The sequence below is a fragment of the Solitalea lacus genome (assembly GCF_022014595.1).
Taxonomy (GTDB): Bacteria; Bacteroidota; Bacteroidia; order Sphingobacteriales; family Sphingobacteriaceae; genus Solitalea; species Solitalea lacus.
Genome location: NZ_CP091740.1, coordinates 38,864 through 52,781, shown reverse-complemented (window position 1 = coordinate 52,781; position 13,918 = coordinate 38,864). Strand labels below are relative to the sequence as shown.

The 13,918-nt window shown below is 37.6% G+C and carries 11 protein-coding genes; 5 read left to right on the top strand and 6 right to left on the bottom strand.

Annotation, left to right across the window (positions count from 1 at the left end; all coding sequences use genetic code 11):
- Nucleotides 1-54 precede the first annotated feature (54 nt).
- Entirely contained in the window at nt 55-2,103 is a 2,049-nt protein-coding gene (locus tag L2B55_RS00170) for a M13 family metallopeptidase (protein WP_237848083.1), read from the bottom strand.
- A gap of 390 nt (nt 2,104-2,493) precedes the next feature.
- Here L2B55_RS00170 and L2B55_RS00165 point away from each other — a divergent pair, with 390 nt between their 5' ends.
- The 3 genes from L2B55_RS00165 (at nt 2,494) to L2B55_RS00155 (ending at nt 6,654) form a co-directional block, all read left to right on the top strand.
- On the top strand, nt 2,494-2,808 hold the full coding sequence (locus L2B55_RS00165; RefSeq protein WP_237848081.1) for a carboxypeptidase-like regulatory domain-containing protein: 315 nt from the start codon (nt 2,494-2,496) through the stop codon (nt 2,806-2,808).
- Between the two features lie 254 nt (nt 2,809-3,062).
- Nucleotides 3,063-5,876, top strand: a complete 2,814-nt coding sequence (gene carB / locus L2B55_RS00160) for a carbamoyl-phosphate synthase large subunit (RefSeq protein WP_237848079.1) — start codon at nt 3,063-3,065, stop codon at nt 5,874-5,876.
- A 196-nt stretch (nt 5,877-6,072) separates the two neighbouring features.
- The gene (locus L2B55_RS00155; protein WP_237848076.1) at nt 6,073-6,654 is read left to right on the top strand and encodes an outer membrane beta-barrel protein; all 582 of its coding nucleotides are present in this window, start codon (nt 6,073-6,075) and stop codon (nt 6,652-6,654) included.
- Between the two features lie 54 nt (nt 6,655-6,708).
- Here the strand turns inward: L2B55_RS00155 and L2B55_RS00150 are convergent, their stop codons facing one another.
- Nucleotides 6,709-7,248 (bottom strand): 2'-5' RNA ligase family protein, encoded by a 540-nt coding sequence (locus L2B55_RS00150; protein WP_237848074.1) that lies wholly within the window; start codon nt 7,246-7,248, stop codon nt 6,709-6,711.
- 66 nt (nt 7,249-7,314) lie between these two features.
- On the opposite strand from L2B55_RS00150, the gene L2B55_RS00145 reads away from it, so the two are divergent.
- Nucleotides 7,315-9,210, top strand: coding sequence for an AMP-dependent synthetase/ligase (locus L2B55_RS00145; protein ID WP_237848072.1), 1,896 nt, complete (start codon nt 7,315-7,317; stop codon nt 9,208-9,210).
- 60 nt (nt 9,211-9,270) lie between these two features.
- Here L2B55_RS00145 and L2B55_RS00140 read toward each other — a convergent pair whose 3' ends face one another.
- The 3 genes from L2B55_RS00140 to radA all read right to left on the bottom strand — a co-directional run bounded on the left by L2B55_RS00140 (nt 9,271) and on the right by radA (nt 11,683).
- The gene (locus tag L2B55_RS00140; protein ID WP_237848070.1) at nt 9,271-9,561 is read right to left on the bottom strand and encodes a hypothetical protein; all 291 of its coding nucleotides are present in this window, start codon (nt 9,559-9,561) and stop codon (nt 9,271-9,273) included.
- Between the two features lie 200 nt (nt 9,562-9,761).
- Entirely contained in the window at nt 9,762-10,292 is a 531-nt protein-coding gene (locus L2B55_RS00135; RefSeq protein WP_237848068.1) for a DUF1572 family protein, read from the bottom strand.
- 2 nt (nt 10,293-10,294) lie between these two features.
- Nucleotides 10,295-11,683, bottom strand: coding sequence for a DNA repair protein RadA (radA, locus tag L2B55_RS00130; protein WP_237848066.1), 1,389 nt, complete (start codon nt 11,681-11,683; stop codon nt 10,295-10,297).
- Nucleotides 11,684-11,851: 168 nt separating this feature from the next.
- Between radA and L2B55_RS00125 the strand changes: the two genes are divergently transcribed.
- Entirely contained in the window at nt 11,852-12,094 is a 243-nt protein-coding gene (locus L2B55_RS00125; protein ID WP_237848064.1) for a PLDc N-terminal domain-containing protein, read from the top strand.
- Nucleotides 12,095-12,178: 84 nt separating this feature from the next.
- Here L2B55_RS00125 and L2B55_RS00120 read toward each other — a convergent pair whose 3' ends face one another.
- A complete protein-coding gene (locus tag L2B55_RS00120) occupies nt 12,179-13,729 on the bottom strand; it encodes an Rne/Rng family ribonuclease (RefSeq protein ID WP_237848062.1) in 1,551 nt (516 codons plus the stop codon).
- Between the last annotated feature and the right edge of the window lie 189 nt (nt 13,730-13,918).

Here is a 13,918-nt window from a genome sequence, read left to right as displayed (position 1 = left end):
TGAAGAAAAGCCAGAAGTATGAAATTAGTACCTTCTGGCTTTCATTCTTCAATACTACCAAATCTTTACACGCAAACTATCGGGTCGCCACATTGGGTCGCCTTGTTTTATTCCAAATGCTTCATAAAATGCAGGAATATTAGCAAAAGGACCGTTTACCCGAAGGTTAGCCGGAGAATGAACATCGGTCATAATTTGGTTAGCCAGATTTTCATCACGTTGATGTCCGAGCCAGCCAAGTGCATAACCGAGGAAATAGCGTTGAGCCGGAGTTAATCCATTGATTTTCTCTCCTTTCTTGTATTGTTCTGTTTTTACAAATGCATCCCATCCTAATAAAATGCCACCCAGATCGGCTATATTTTCTCCTTGTGTAGCGTCTCCGTTTACATGCATGCTATCAAGCACTTTATATTCATTAAATTGCTTTATAATCATTTTGCAACGCCCTTTAAACTTGGTTTCATCTTCTGGAGTCCACCATTTTTTAAGGTTTCCTTTAGCGTCAAACTGGCTGCCCTGGTCATCAAACCCATGGGTGATTTCGTGCCCAATGGTAGATGCAGCAGCATAACCGTAAACAACTGCATCATCAATATCTTCATCATTCCACCCTGGAATTAAGAAAATGCCAGCAGGAAGAACGATTTCATTATTTGAGGGGTTGTAGTAAGCATTGTAAGTTTGAGGAGTCATTTCCCATTCGGTCCGGTCAACCGGTTTACCCAGCTTGTTAATATTATAGTCATACCAAAAAGCAGCTCCACGTTTCATGTTTTCAACATATGAGCTACGGTCTATTTTTAAGGCTGAAAAATCTTTCCATTTATCAGGATACCCGACTTTCTTGGTCATTGTTGCAAGCTTTTCCAATGCTTTCTTCTTGGTATTTTCACTCATCCAATCCAGTTTTTTGATGCGCTCTTTATAAGCGTCACGAATTGCTTCAACTAAATTTTCATAGCGTTTTTTGGTTTTTGGTGAATAAAATTCTTTTACGTACAACTGTCCCAAAACCTCGCCCATTACCGATTCTTCCGAAGTAAGAACGCGCTTCCAGCGTGGACGCTGTTCTTTTTTTCCGGTTAATACAGTGCCATAAAAGCGGAAGTTTTCATTATCAATAGCTTTATTGAGGTAAGATGCACATGAGCTGAAATAATTCCAGCGTAAATAATTCTTCCAATCATTTAGTGAAGCAGTTTTTAAACTTTGTTCAACTTGTTTGAAAAATTCAGGCTGACCCACAATGACAGAATCCACCTTCTTGATTTTCATTTTGCTGAATAAGTCAATCCAATTAATACTTGGAGTTAGTTTATTCAGATCAACAACTGACATTTTGTTATAGTTAGCATACGGGTCACGTAAGGCCTCCAGTTTACGAGAGGCTTTTGCCAAGTTTTCTTCCAATTTATAAGTTCCTTCTGCCGCTGATTTTGAATTTGTCTCATCAAGGTCCGACAGTTTAAACATTTTGATTAAGTGCTGTCCTTTGTAATCATCTCTTATTGCTTTGGTACGACTATCGGTATTAAAGTAATAGTCTCTGTCGGGAAGTCCAATGCCGCCTTGGTTAAGGTAAAGTGCCATCTCCTCACTATTCTTCATATCCTGATATACATACATGCTGAACAGCGGACTGTTGCCAATGGTATGTTGATAAGCAATTTCATTCAGAATACCCTTAATGTCGCTAATGGCATTTATTCGGTTCAGGTCAGCTTTAATAGGGGTGATTCCTTGCTTTTCTATGGCAACGGTGTCCATACCTGCAGTCCAGAAATCTCCGATTTTTTGAGAGTTGCTGTTTACGGCGGCCTTTTCCTTGGCTGCATCTTCATTAATCTTTTTCAGCTTTTCATAAATCTCATCATTTACCAAATTACCAATTCCCCAGCGGCTATATGCTGCCGGAATAGGGTTATTTTTTATCCAATTGCCATTTGCATACAGGAAAAAATCTTTACCTGGATTTATTGTTGTGTCAATGTTGGTTTTTACCAGGTCTACTTTTAAATCGTTAGAATGCTTGCAACTGAGCGCAATGGCCGATAAGCATCCTGCAAGTATTAAATTGGTGGGGATTCTGTAAAGGTTCATGATTAGTATTGTTTCTTTAAAAATAGAAAAGAAAATAAATAAGAATAAAATATTACCTGTAACGGATGAGTCATAAAAATAATTTTAGATTAAAAGTTTACTGGCCAAGCAAGGCAAAATAATTGTCTGCGTGCATTATAAACGATCTTTTTTTAAAAGAACTATGGAATTAATTATCCAAATAGATGCATATTTTCCCCAGTTTCAATTTGTTTTATGTTCTTGAAATAGAGACAATAACGCTCTTGGTGGTTGTGAGCAAATTTTCAGGCTTCTTTTTTAATAAAGGCATTCAATTTGGATACTAACTAATTATACCAACAATGGAAAGCGATGGATAATATTTACCTGACAATTAATAAATGTTAAACATTAAAATCTAAAAAAATCATGAGAAATGTATTGTTTGGAATTGTAATGCTAACAGGAATATCGGCAGGACTTTTTGCATTTAAAGCTATAGACCATGCAGGTATTAAAGGTAAAATTGTTCCTTCAGAAGGTGCAGCAACAGTTTGGGCAATAATGGGAGCCGACTCTTTACGTGCGCCGGTTAATGGTGGTGCCTTTGAGTTTCAAAATGTGAAACCTGGTAATTATAAAGTAATTGTGGATGCCATCGAGCCATTAAAAGATGTTCAGGTTGAAGTAACTGTTCCTGAAAATAAAATGGTAGATCTTGGAGAAATTAAACTTGTTCAATAATAGATAGATTCTAATAGGATTAGTTTTCTGATAGGATTAGTCATATATAAAAAATATCAAACCCAGAACCCGGTTAATTTCAGGCGAGAAGAGCTGTTTCAGTCGAATGCTGTTGCAGCTCTCTCTGTTTTATAAGCAATTGAACTTTAGCTTTTTGTTAGGTTTTAAGGCGTAAAATAAAAGAAATAAAAAATATCATTATATTATTTCCGAAAAATGATACCTTTGCACAATTTTTAGACTCCCTTCAAGAGATGCCAAGAAACGAAAGTATTAAATCTGTCCTCATCATCGGTTCTGGTCCAATCATTATCGGCCAGGCATGCGAATTCGATTATTCAGGCTCCCAAGCAGCATTATCATTAAAAGAAGAAGGTATTGAAGTTTCGATCATAAATTCGAATCCTGCTACCATCATGACTGATAAGGTAATTGCTGATCATGTGTACCTGTTACCGCTTAATTGTGAAAGTATTGAACAAATTTTACAAGAGCGTAAAATTGATGCCGTGTTGCCAACCATGGGAGGCCAAACGGCTCTGAATCTTGCCAAAGAATCAGAAGAGCGTGGAATATGGGCAAAGTATGGTGTTAAAGTTATCGGGGTGGATGTTGCCGCGATTGAAAAGACTGAAAACCGTGAAGAGTTCCGTCAATTAATGATTGATATTGGAGTGGGTGTTGCCCCTTCAAAAATTGCTAACTCCTTCCTTGAGGGTAAAGAGGCGGCTCAAGAAATTGGGTTCCCATTAGTAATTCGCCCATCATATACCCTTGGCGGATCAGGTGGAGGTTTTGTTCACAGAAAAGAAGAGTTTGATGCGGCCTTAAACCGTGGTTTGCAAGCTTCGCCTACACACGAAGTGTTAGTGGAGAAAGCGGTTTTAGGTTGGAAGGAATATGAGTTAGAGTTACTTCGTGATAACAATGATAATGTGATTATCATTTGTTCTATCGAAAACTTCGACCCAATGGGTATCCATACCGGCGACTCAATTACGGTTGCTCCTGCGATGACCCTTTCTGATCGTTGTTACCAAGAAATGCGTAATCAAGCGATCAAAATGATGCGCGCTATCGGAAACTTTGCCGGAGGATGTAACGTGCAGTTTTCGGTTAATCCTGATGATGAATCAATCATTGCTATTGAGATTAACCCACGTGTGTCTCGCTCATCAGCGCTGGCTTCTAAAGCAACCGGTTATCCAATTGCTAAGATTGCAGCTAAGTTGGCGATTGGTTATAACTTGGATGAAATCGAAAATCAGATTACCAAAACCACATCGGCCTACTTTGAGCCAACTCTTGATTACGTTATTGTAAAAATTCCTCGCTGGAACTTCCAGAAATTTAAAGGAGCCAATAAAGAATTGGGCTTGCAGATGAAATCGGTAGGAGAGGTAATGGGTATTGGCCGTAGCTTTAACGAAGCTTTACAAAAAGCATGTCAGTCGTTGGAAATTAGCCGCAATGGTTTAGGTGCTGATGGAAAACAATTGAAGGATCTTGATAAAATCATGCAAAGCCTTGAGCGTCCAAGTTGGGATCGTTTATTCCATGTAAAAGATGCACTTGCATTAGGAGTTCCGGTTTCTTCTGTTCAAAAGGCTACTAAAATTGATCGTTGGTTCTTGATGCAAATTCAAGAATTGGTGCATCTAGAGCTTGAAGTTAAGCGTTATTCACTTGCTAATATTCCGAAAGACTTACTAATTAACGCTAAGCAAAAAGGCTATTCTGACTTACAGTTAGCGTATTTGTTAGGAGTTGAAGAGGACGATATTTATTACAAGCGTAAAGAATTAGGCATTAATAGGGTTTACAAAATGGTAGATACCTGTGCGGCTGAATTCCCTGCTCAAACACCTTATTATTATTCAACTTATGAGGGCGAAAATGAGTCGATTCCTTCTGATAAGAAAAAGATCATTGTATTAGGTTCAGGTCCTAACCGCATTGGTCAAGGTATTGAGTTCGACTACTCATGTGTTCACGGTTTATTGGCTGCTAAAGAAGCAGGTTATGAATCAATTATGGTGAACTGTAACCCAGAAACGGTGTCTACCGACTTTAACATGGCAGATAAATTATACTTTGAGCCTGTTTTCTGGGAGCACGTCCGTGAAATTATCGACCTTGAAAAACCTGAAGGTGTAATTGTTCAATTGGGCGGACAAACGGCTTTGAAAATGGCAGAGCTGTTGCACAAAAACAATATCAAAATCATCGGTACTTCATTCCCTGATATGGATGTTGCTGAAGATAGAGGTCGTTTCTCTGATCTTTTAAAAGATCTGGATATTCCTTACCCTAAATATGGTGTGGCTCACTCGGCAGATGAGGCTATTAAAGTGGCAAATGAGGTGGGTTATCCTGTATTGGTTCGTCCTAGCTACGTTTTAGGAGGCCAAGGTATGGAAATCGTTATAAACGATGAAGAGCTGGAGCGTGCAGTTGTGAAATTGTTGCGCCATATGCCTGATAACAAAATCCTGATTGACCATTTCCTTGATCGTGCCGAAGAATCAGAATCTGATTCTATTTGTGATGGTGATGACGTTCACATTGTAGGTTTAATGGAACATATTGAACCGGCAGGGATCCACTCAGGCGATTCAAGTGCAGTGTTGCCTCCATTTAGTTTGTCTGAGAATGTGAAGAGTAAAATGGTTGAGTACACTGTTAAGTTAGCGAAAGCATTAAATGTGCGTGGATTGCTTAACATCCAGTTTGCAGTAAAAGATGAGAACGTTTATGTAATTGAGGCTAACCCTCGTGCTTCACGTACGGTTCCGTTCATTGCTAAAGCGTATGATGTACCTTACATAAACATAGCAGCAAAGGTGATGTTGGGGGCTAATAAGCTAAAAGACTTTACCATTAAGGAAAAGTTGAATGGTTATGCCATTAAGGAGCCGGTGTTTTCATTTGATAAATTCCCAGAAGTGAATAAGGAACTTGGGCCTGAAATGAAATCTACTGGTGAAGCAATTCGTTTTATCAAAGATTTGGAAGACCCTTATTTCCGTCATTTGTACAAAGAAAAATCAATGTACTTGTCGAAATAAGCAGGTAACTATAAAGTATAAAAAAAACTCCCGGATATAAATTTATTCGGGAGTTTTTTATTTAAGCATTTACTTATGACTTTGAAAAACTCATTTAAGTTTTGTAATGCGGTGAAACTTAATTAAATTAGGATTACCATCTAATTATTTGTGAAATAAAAACACACTATTTATCTAAAATTAAACGCTAATCTTTATGAAAAAGCTCTCTACTCTCTTTATTTTGCTATTGGCAGTTACGGTAACTGTTAAAGCTCAAACCCAAAAAGGCAACTTCCTCATAGGGGCACAATTGGCCAATATAGGAGGTATTTTTCAAAGCGATAATGATGTCTTTAATTTTGGAATTACACCAATGGTAGGATTCTTTATCCAAGATAACTTGGCTGTTGGTCCAAATGTTAACTTTAGCTATACACATTCAAGTGGCGACAACTACTTTAGGTATGGCGTGGGAGCATTTGGTCGTAAGTATTTTGAGGATCCAAGTATTGAATTTTCTAAAAGAAGTACATGGTTCTTAGAGGCCAATGCAGGCTTCCAGGGCGAGAATTTGGCTGGAAGTAATACTAATGGATTAGGACTTGGTTTTGGGCCTGGATTAGCCTATTTCCTTACTCCAAATATAGGGCTGGAGGGTTTGTTAAAGTACAATCTTACAATTGGATTTGGTAGTTCAACAACTACTAATGCAGTAAATCTTAATGTAGGGTTCCAAATTTATCTACATAAAGAAAAGGCAAAAAAAATCATTGAAGAAGAGAAAAAAGGTCAGTAGGAATAATTTAATTTGAAGCGGCACTTTTAAAGAAGGTGCCGCTTTTATTTTTCATCAGAACTTAAAGGCTTTAAATCTTTGCCATTTGTGCCCATCATGTTTCAGCAAGTGAAACTCCCTTACCTCAAAAGTCCTTGCATAAGATCTGTTTTCAAACTCTTGCCATGCTTTCTTTCTCTCTTTTTTATCTAAATCACGATTGGCAACTGTAAGGTGAGCATTGAAATTGGAAGAAGGTAAATTAATTTCGAAGTCTGCAGATCTAAGCATGTTTGTCAATTCTTTTTGAAAAGCTAATAACTGAACATTTGGTTCAGGTTTTACATAAACAACATCACTATGTCTTCCTGAGAAATAACCAAATCCGTTGAGCTCAATTGAGAAAGTGTTTTGTCTTTCAGCAAATTGTTCCAATGCGGCTGATGCTAAACTTTCTATTTGATCGCTTAATTTCATTGGAGGAATAAGTGTAATATGTGGCAATACTTTTAAACTATAAACAGAGTTGTACTGAGTAGCAAATATCTTTTTGAACTCATTGATTTCTTCAGCAATAATATCAGGCGGTAATATGGCAGTTAAATATAGGCCCATTGAGAAGTATTGATTAACTTGATTTCCTGACTTTGAGAAAGATTATATTTGTCTTTTTACTATGTTATGAAAACAATAGTTGATCTGTTTGAAGAGAGTGTAAATAAATATACTAATAATCCGTTTTTGTGGGAAAAGCAAAGCGGAGATTACCAAGCCTTAACCTATGGGCAAGCCTGTGAACAGGTGCATCTTCTTGGTGCCGGATTGATGGCAATGGGAGTGCAAAAAAATGATAAAATTGCATTTCTATCAGAAGGTCGCAATGCCTGGATAATTGGTGAGCTTGGTGTTTTACATGCAGGGGCTATAAATGTTCCTCTTTCTGTAAAGCTTGAAGAAAGCAATGATCTTATTTTCCGTATTCAACATTCTGATGCTAAATATATAATGGTTTCAGCGCGAAATCTGCCTAAAATTCGTGCAATTATTGATAAGCTAACTGCTATTGAAAAGGTTATTCTTTTTGATGATGTAAGCAATTATCAATCAAAAGAAGTTCACATTTCTACTGTAACGGAAGCTGGAAGAACTTTTTTGGCTAATAATAAGGCTGATTTTGAGTTGCGTTACAAATCGATTGAGGGGGATGATTTTGCTAATATCAGTTATACTTCAGGTACAACTGCAGATCCTAAAGGTATTATCCTTTCGCACCGCAATTACACTGCAAATGTTGAGCAAGCCCTAAGTCTGATGGATATTCCATCAAACTGGAAAACATTAATCATTTTGCCACTTGATCATTGCTTTGCCCACGTCGCCGGCTTTTACAGTTTTATGGCTTCTGGAGCTAGTGTTGCTACCGTTGATCCGGGTAAGAATGCAATGGATACCTTGAAGAATATTCCTATTAACATGAAAGAGGTTAAGCCTAATCTGTTATTGAGTGTGCCGGCATTGGCTAAAAACTTTAAAAAGAATATTGAAACCGCCATAAAGCAAAAAGGAGGATTAACTGAAAAATTATTTAACCATGCATTAGAAACTGCATATAAGTACAATCGTGAAGGATTTAATAAAGGACAAGGGGTAAATCCTTTTTATAAAGTTCTGCTTTCGTTTTATGATAAAGTCATTTTCTCAAAAGTAAGAGAGGCTTTCGGTGGCCAGTTAAATTTCTTTATTGGTGGTGGCGCTTTGCTTGATATTGATTTGCAGCGCTTTTTCTATGCCATAGGCGTACCAATGTTTCAGGGCTATGGTTTGTCGGAAGCTACTCCAATTATTTCGTCAAACGCGCTTAAAAAGCACAAACTGGGCTCGTCAGGTTATTTGGTACAGCCAATGGAGTTGAAAATCTGCGATGAGCAGGGTAACGCCCTTCCCGTTGGGCAAAAAGGAGAAATAGTGATTAAAGGCGAAAACGTGATGATTGGCTACTGGAAGAATGAAGTTGCCACAGCAGATACAATTAAAGATGGATGGCTTCATACCGGTGATTTGGGCTATATGGATGAGGATGGTTTTCTGTATGTTTTAGGTCGCTTTAAAAGTCTGCTTATTGGTGGCGACGGTGAGAAATACAGTCCAGAAGGAATTGAGGAGTCATTGGTGCAGAACTCTAAATTTATCGATCAGGTGATGCTGCATAATAACCAGGATGCTTATACTACTGCATTATTGGTTCCTAATAAAGAGTCGATAAAGTCATATTTAAAACAAAAGGGTATTGAATGGGAGTCAATTGAGGGTAAAAAAGAGGCAGTTAAAATTTTACAGTCAGAACTTAATGAGTATAAAGGTGCCGGAAGATTCTCCGGAATGTTCCCGGAGCGCTGGTTACCTGCAACTTTTGCTGTTTTACCAGAAGGCTTTACCGAGCAAAATCATTTCTTGAATAGCACTATGAAAATGGTGCGGGGTAAGATTGCCGAACATTATCATGATCGCATTGAAATGCTTTATACGCCGGAAGGGAAAAATGTATTGCACAATGAGAATTTAAGTTCATTGAACTAAAAAAACGGTCGGTAATTGTAATTGCCGACCGTTTTTACATACTCAAAAAATAATTAAAGATTAGTTCTTTTCGTCTTCACGAAATACTTTGTAACATGAAACAATGTACCATACACAACCTATTCCTATCATCGTTAGCTCTGGAGCAGAAATACCAGTATTGTTCCCAATAATTAATGTTGCCAACATTAAAAGAACCGGAAGTATTACTTCTTTGCGGTATAATTTAACAGTTTGATTGTCTATATTTTTGCCATCAGTAGCTTCATATACAGAAGATACTTTCGAGAGCTTAGAAACGGTTGGAATACTTTCTAATTTAGATGTTTGAGCGTTTAAATTTAAATCCATAGGCTTTGGGTTTAATTTTCTATTCCAAAAGTAATTTTACTTTAATTCAGTTCAATATAATATTTTCAATTTGCGTATTTATACGTATCGGTTAAGTAGACTAATTTTAAGAATAATGGTTTAATCTTATCTGAAATAAGATACGAAATAAAGTTGAATTAAGGTCGTAATTGGCTGGAAATATTTTAGTTATAGTTGCATTATTTTTTCATAAAGGAATCGTTAAAAGCCTGTGATTGATTCAGTGGGATACTTAAAGAACTCCATTTGTCTTTTTTAATGAGCTTGCCCAATTGAACAATTTGGCCAACATGATACGCATAATGATTAACCTGCCGATTGATGGCATCCAAAGCGGAGTGAGGCTCTGAACGTATATATACGGTTTTAAGCAAGTCCTCGTCTTTAAGAGTATTTAGCAAATTCATCAGAGTAGTCCAGCTACTTTCCCAGGTTGCTAGTAATTCACTTCTCGTTAATTGTCGCTCTTGAAACTCTTCATCACGATTACGATTAGGTTTTTCTCCGTCAGAAATAAAAAAATCAGTAAATCGGGATTTCATATTGCCGCTTATATGCTGAATTTGAATGGCTATGCTGTTGGTATTTTCATCGGGGGTAAAATGCAATTCATTGTCAGTTAGTTGTGCAAATGTTTTGTCTGCAAGTTCTTTTTGTGAATTGAAAAGCTTCTTAACATTTTCAATGTAAACCTGTCCGATTGTTTTCATAGTTAACCAAATAAATAATTAAACACTTCTTCAATTTTACCAACACTAACAATTTCGATGTTAAATCGTTTTAAATCCAATGATTTTTGGTTGTACTTTGAAATAAATATTTGTTCAAATCCTAGTTTCTCTGCTTCAGCAATGCGTTGTTCAATACGGTTAACGGCTCTGATTTCGCCGGATAAGCCAACCTCGGCAGCAAAGCAAGTTTTATAAGAAACGGGAATGTCCTCGTTTGAGGAGATAATTGCTGCAACAAGTCCCAAATCGATTGCCGGATCCTCAATCCTGATTCCACCAGTAATATTTACAAAAACATCCTTCATTCCAAGCTTGAAGCCGCCTCTTTTTTCCAGAACTGCAATCAGCATGTTCATCCTCCGGATATCAAAACCTGTGGCAGAACGTTGTGGAGTGCCATAGGCAGAGTGGCTAACCAATGCCTGCGTTTCAACTAACATGGTACGAGCACCTTCAACAGTTGCTGACACGGTAACGCCACTAAGAGGCTCATCACGCTGCGATAATAAGATTTCCGATGGATTACTCACTTCTCTTAGGCCGCTTCCCTGCATCTCGTAAATGCCCAATTCAGCGGCAGAGCCGAAACGGTTTTTTACTGCACGCAAAATGCGGTACGAATAATGCCTGTCGCCTTCAAACTGTAAAACAGTATCAACCATATGCTCCAGTATTTTTGGGCCGGCTATCATTCCGTCTTTGGTTATATGGCCTATCAGGAATACCGGAGTTGAAGTTTCTTTCGCAAAGCGGAGCATCTCGGCTGTGCATTCCCGAACTTGTGATACGCTTCCCGGAGTTGAGTCAATATGAGCAGAATATAATGTTTGTATCGAATCGATAATGACAATATTGGGCTCCAGCTCTTCTATCTGCTTGAAAATATTTTGGGTAGAGGTTTCTGTAAGAATGTAGCAGTTTCCGCTTCCTCTGGCATTATCGATGCGCTCCGCTCGCATCTTTATCTGCTGATCACTTTCTTCGCCAGAAACATAAAGTACTCGTTGATTCTTCAATGTTAACGCCAATTGTAGCATTAAAGTTGATTTCCCAATACCAGGCTCTCCTCCAATCAGCACTAATGATCCTTGGACAATCCCTCCTCCCAAAACACGGTCGAGTTCACCATCATGGGTGAGAATGCGCTGTTGTTCATTATATGCAATAGAGGTGATTTCTTGTGGTTTGGCAGCCCGTTGAAAACTTGTTGAAGTTGATGGGGCTTTCCAGTCAGGAATATTACTATTAGTTTTTTCTATCACCTCTTCAACAAAGGTATTCCATGATAAGCATGAAGGACATTTGCCTAGCCATTTAGGTGACTGGTAGCCGCAGCTTTGACAGAAATAGGAGGTTTTAATTTTTGACAACGTAGTTAAATTGAAAAATTTGAGAATATGAAAATGTGAAAATTATGGGCAATAAGCCTAATAAATTTTCACATTGCCTATTTAAAAAATGGAATAAGATTGCTTTGCTTTGAGTATACTTTTTAGGAAAGGTCACTATATTTGAAATACAACCTAAAAATTTTATTTATGAATACCTTATTAGCTTTTCTTAATCTTGGCACAGGTGAAATAGTATTACTGCTTTTTGGCCTAATTGTAATTTTGCCATCTCTGATATTGTGGGTGGTATGTTTAGTAGATATTGTGCGTTCTAATATGTCAGGTACTAATACCTTATTGTCGATACTTTTGATTGTGTTATTCCCACTGATTGGAAGTATTATTTACTTAATCATAAGGAATAAATTAAAAGAGCCTGTTCAAGCTTAATTGATAAAAAAGAATATGAAAGGAGCTTCGGCTCCTTTTTTATAATAATTCTAATGAATAGCGCTTTCTAAAGTATGACAAGCCCTAGAAAGAGATTTCTTCTTCGCTAGGATTAAAGAAATGATATTCAGTTAACGTATATGAAGTAACAGCTTTAACTTTTACCCATTTACGGTAATTGAACAACCACTTCATTCGGATTGAAGGAAAGCCTTTGGTTAAGTAAGCCGCAATGTACGGATGAACGCATAGTGTAATATTGTCTTCATTTTGTTCTTCCAGAATATATTGCAAGTTATTTTGAATGTCATCAATCAAAGTAATGGTGGCTTTCACCTCGCCGGTACCGTTACAAGTTGGGCACTTTTCAACAGTAACAATATTCATTTCAGGACGAACACGTTGGCGGGTAATTTGTACTAAGCCAAATTTACTTGGTGGTAAAATTGTGTGTTTTGCACGGTCTTCCGACATTTCTTTACGCAAAGCATCGTATAAAGCTTTACGGTTAGTCGGTTTGTGCATATCAATAAAATCAATCACGATAATACCGCCTAAATCGCGTAAGCGCAATTGACGGGCAATTTCTTTTGCAGCCTCAGTGTTTACCAGCAGTGCATTTTCTTCCTGAGTGTCTTCGCTGGCATTGCGGTTACCGCTGTTTACATCGATAACATGCATAGCCTCAGTGCTTTCGATGATCAGGTAAGCTCCACCATGGAAATTTACAGTGCGGCCGAATGATGATTTTATTTGCTTCTCAATGCCATATTGCTCAAAAAGAGCTTCACGACCTTTGTGAAGTTTAACGATTTTCTCCTGCTCAGGGGCAATGTTATGAATGTACGAACGTATTTCCTCGTAAATTCCTTGATCATCAACAATAATGTTTTGAAAATCAGGGCTTAATATATCTCGTAGAATGCTTGATGTACGGTCGATTTCACCCAGAACCTTTCGTGTAGGCTCGGCCGTCTTTAATCTGCGTGCAAACTCCTCCCATTTATTTACCAACTCAGTTAAATCTGCATGCAGCTCAGCTACACCTTTGTTTTCAGAAACCGTTCTGATGATTACGCCAAAGTTTTTTGGTTTAATGCTTTCAATCAGTTTCTTCAGACGCATGCGCTCTGCTGAAGTTTTGATTTTTTTTGAGATGGAAATGGTGTCAGAAAAAGGTACAAGCACCACAAAACGACCGGCTAAAGAAATATCTGAACTTAAGCGTGGGCCTTTGGTTGAAATAGGTTCTTTAGCAATTTGAACAGGTATTAGTTGGTTCTTGCTAAGAACTTCAGAAATCTTACCGCTTTTATTAATATCCTCTTCACCTTTAAAGCTTTGAAGATCGTGGTAATTGTGACTTCCGTTTCGTACTTCTTTGGTTACCTTTAATAGCGAACGTACCTGCGGACCGAGGTCGAGGTAGTGCAAAAAGGCATCCTTCTCATAACCTACATCAACAAATGCGGCGTTTAAGCCCGGCATTATTTTTTTAATACGGCCAAGATAAATATCGCCAACAGCATAATTCTTATTACGCTGTTCCTGATGTAGCTCTACAAGTTGTTTATCTTTTAATAAGGCGATGGTAACTCCGGTTGGAGTTGAATTGATTAGAAGTTCCTTTACCAAAAAATAAATCCCAGATAATCTACTTGATTAGCATACTGCCAACAAGTGAGATGGTTAGAAATACGATTAATTCTCTACTGAATTCCAACAAAGTGCTTATGATTACAATTATTCATAAGCTAACTATTATCGTTTTTAATGGCTACTGTAAACCTTAAAAACTGATTAAATAGACGAAAAACAAGGACA

What these genes read in the sequence shown, in the direction of transcription:
- L2B55_RS00170 (WP_237848083.1), bottom strand. Translation starts at nt 2,103, where the DNA reads ATGAACCTTTACAGAATCCCCACCAATTTAATACTTGCAGGATGCTTA.
- L2B55_RS00165 (WP_237848081.1), top strand. Translation starts at nt 2,494, where the DNA reads ATGAGAAATGTATTGTTTGGAATTGTAATGCTAACAGGAATATCGGCA.
- carB (WP_237848079.1), top strand. Translation starts at nt 3,063, where the DNA reads ATGCCAAGAAACGAAAGTATTAAATCTGTCCTCATCATCGGTTCTGGT.
- L2B55_RS00155 (WP_237848076.1), top strand. Translation starts at nt 6,073, where the DNA reads ATGAAAAAGCTCTCTACTCTCTTTATTTTGCTATTGGCAGTTACGGTA.
- L2B55_RS00150 (WP_237848074.1), bottom strand. Translation starts at nt 7,248, where the DNA reads ATGGGCCTATATTTAACTGCCATATTACCGCCTGATATTATTGCTGAA.
- L2B55_RS00145 (WP_237848072.1), top strand. Translation starts at nt 7,315, where the DNA reads ATGAAAACAATAGTTGATCTGTTTGAAGAGAGTGTAAATAAATATACT.
- L2B55_RS00140 (WP_237848070.1), bottom strand. Translation starts at nt 9,561, where the DNA reads ATGGATTTAAATTTAAACGCTCAAACATCTAAATTAGAAAGTATTCCA.
- L2B55_RS00135 (WP_237848068.1), bottom strand. Translation starts at nt 10,292, where the DNA reads ATGAAAACAATCGGACAGGTTTACATTGAAAATGTTAAGAAGCTTTTC.
- L2B55_RS00125 (WP_237848064.1), top strand. Translation starts at nt 11,852, where the DNA reads ATGAATACCTTATTAGCTTTTCTTAATCTTGGCACAGGTGAAATAGTA.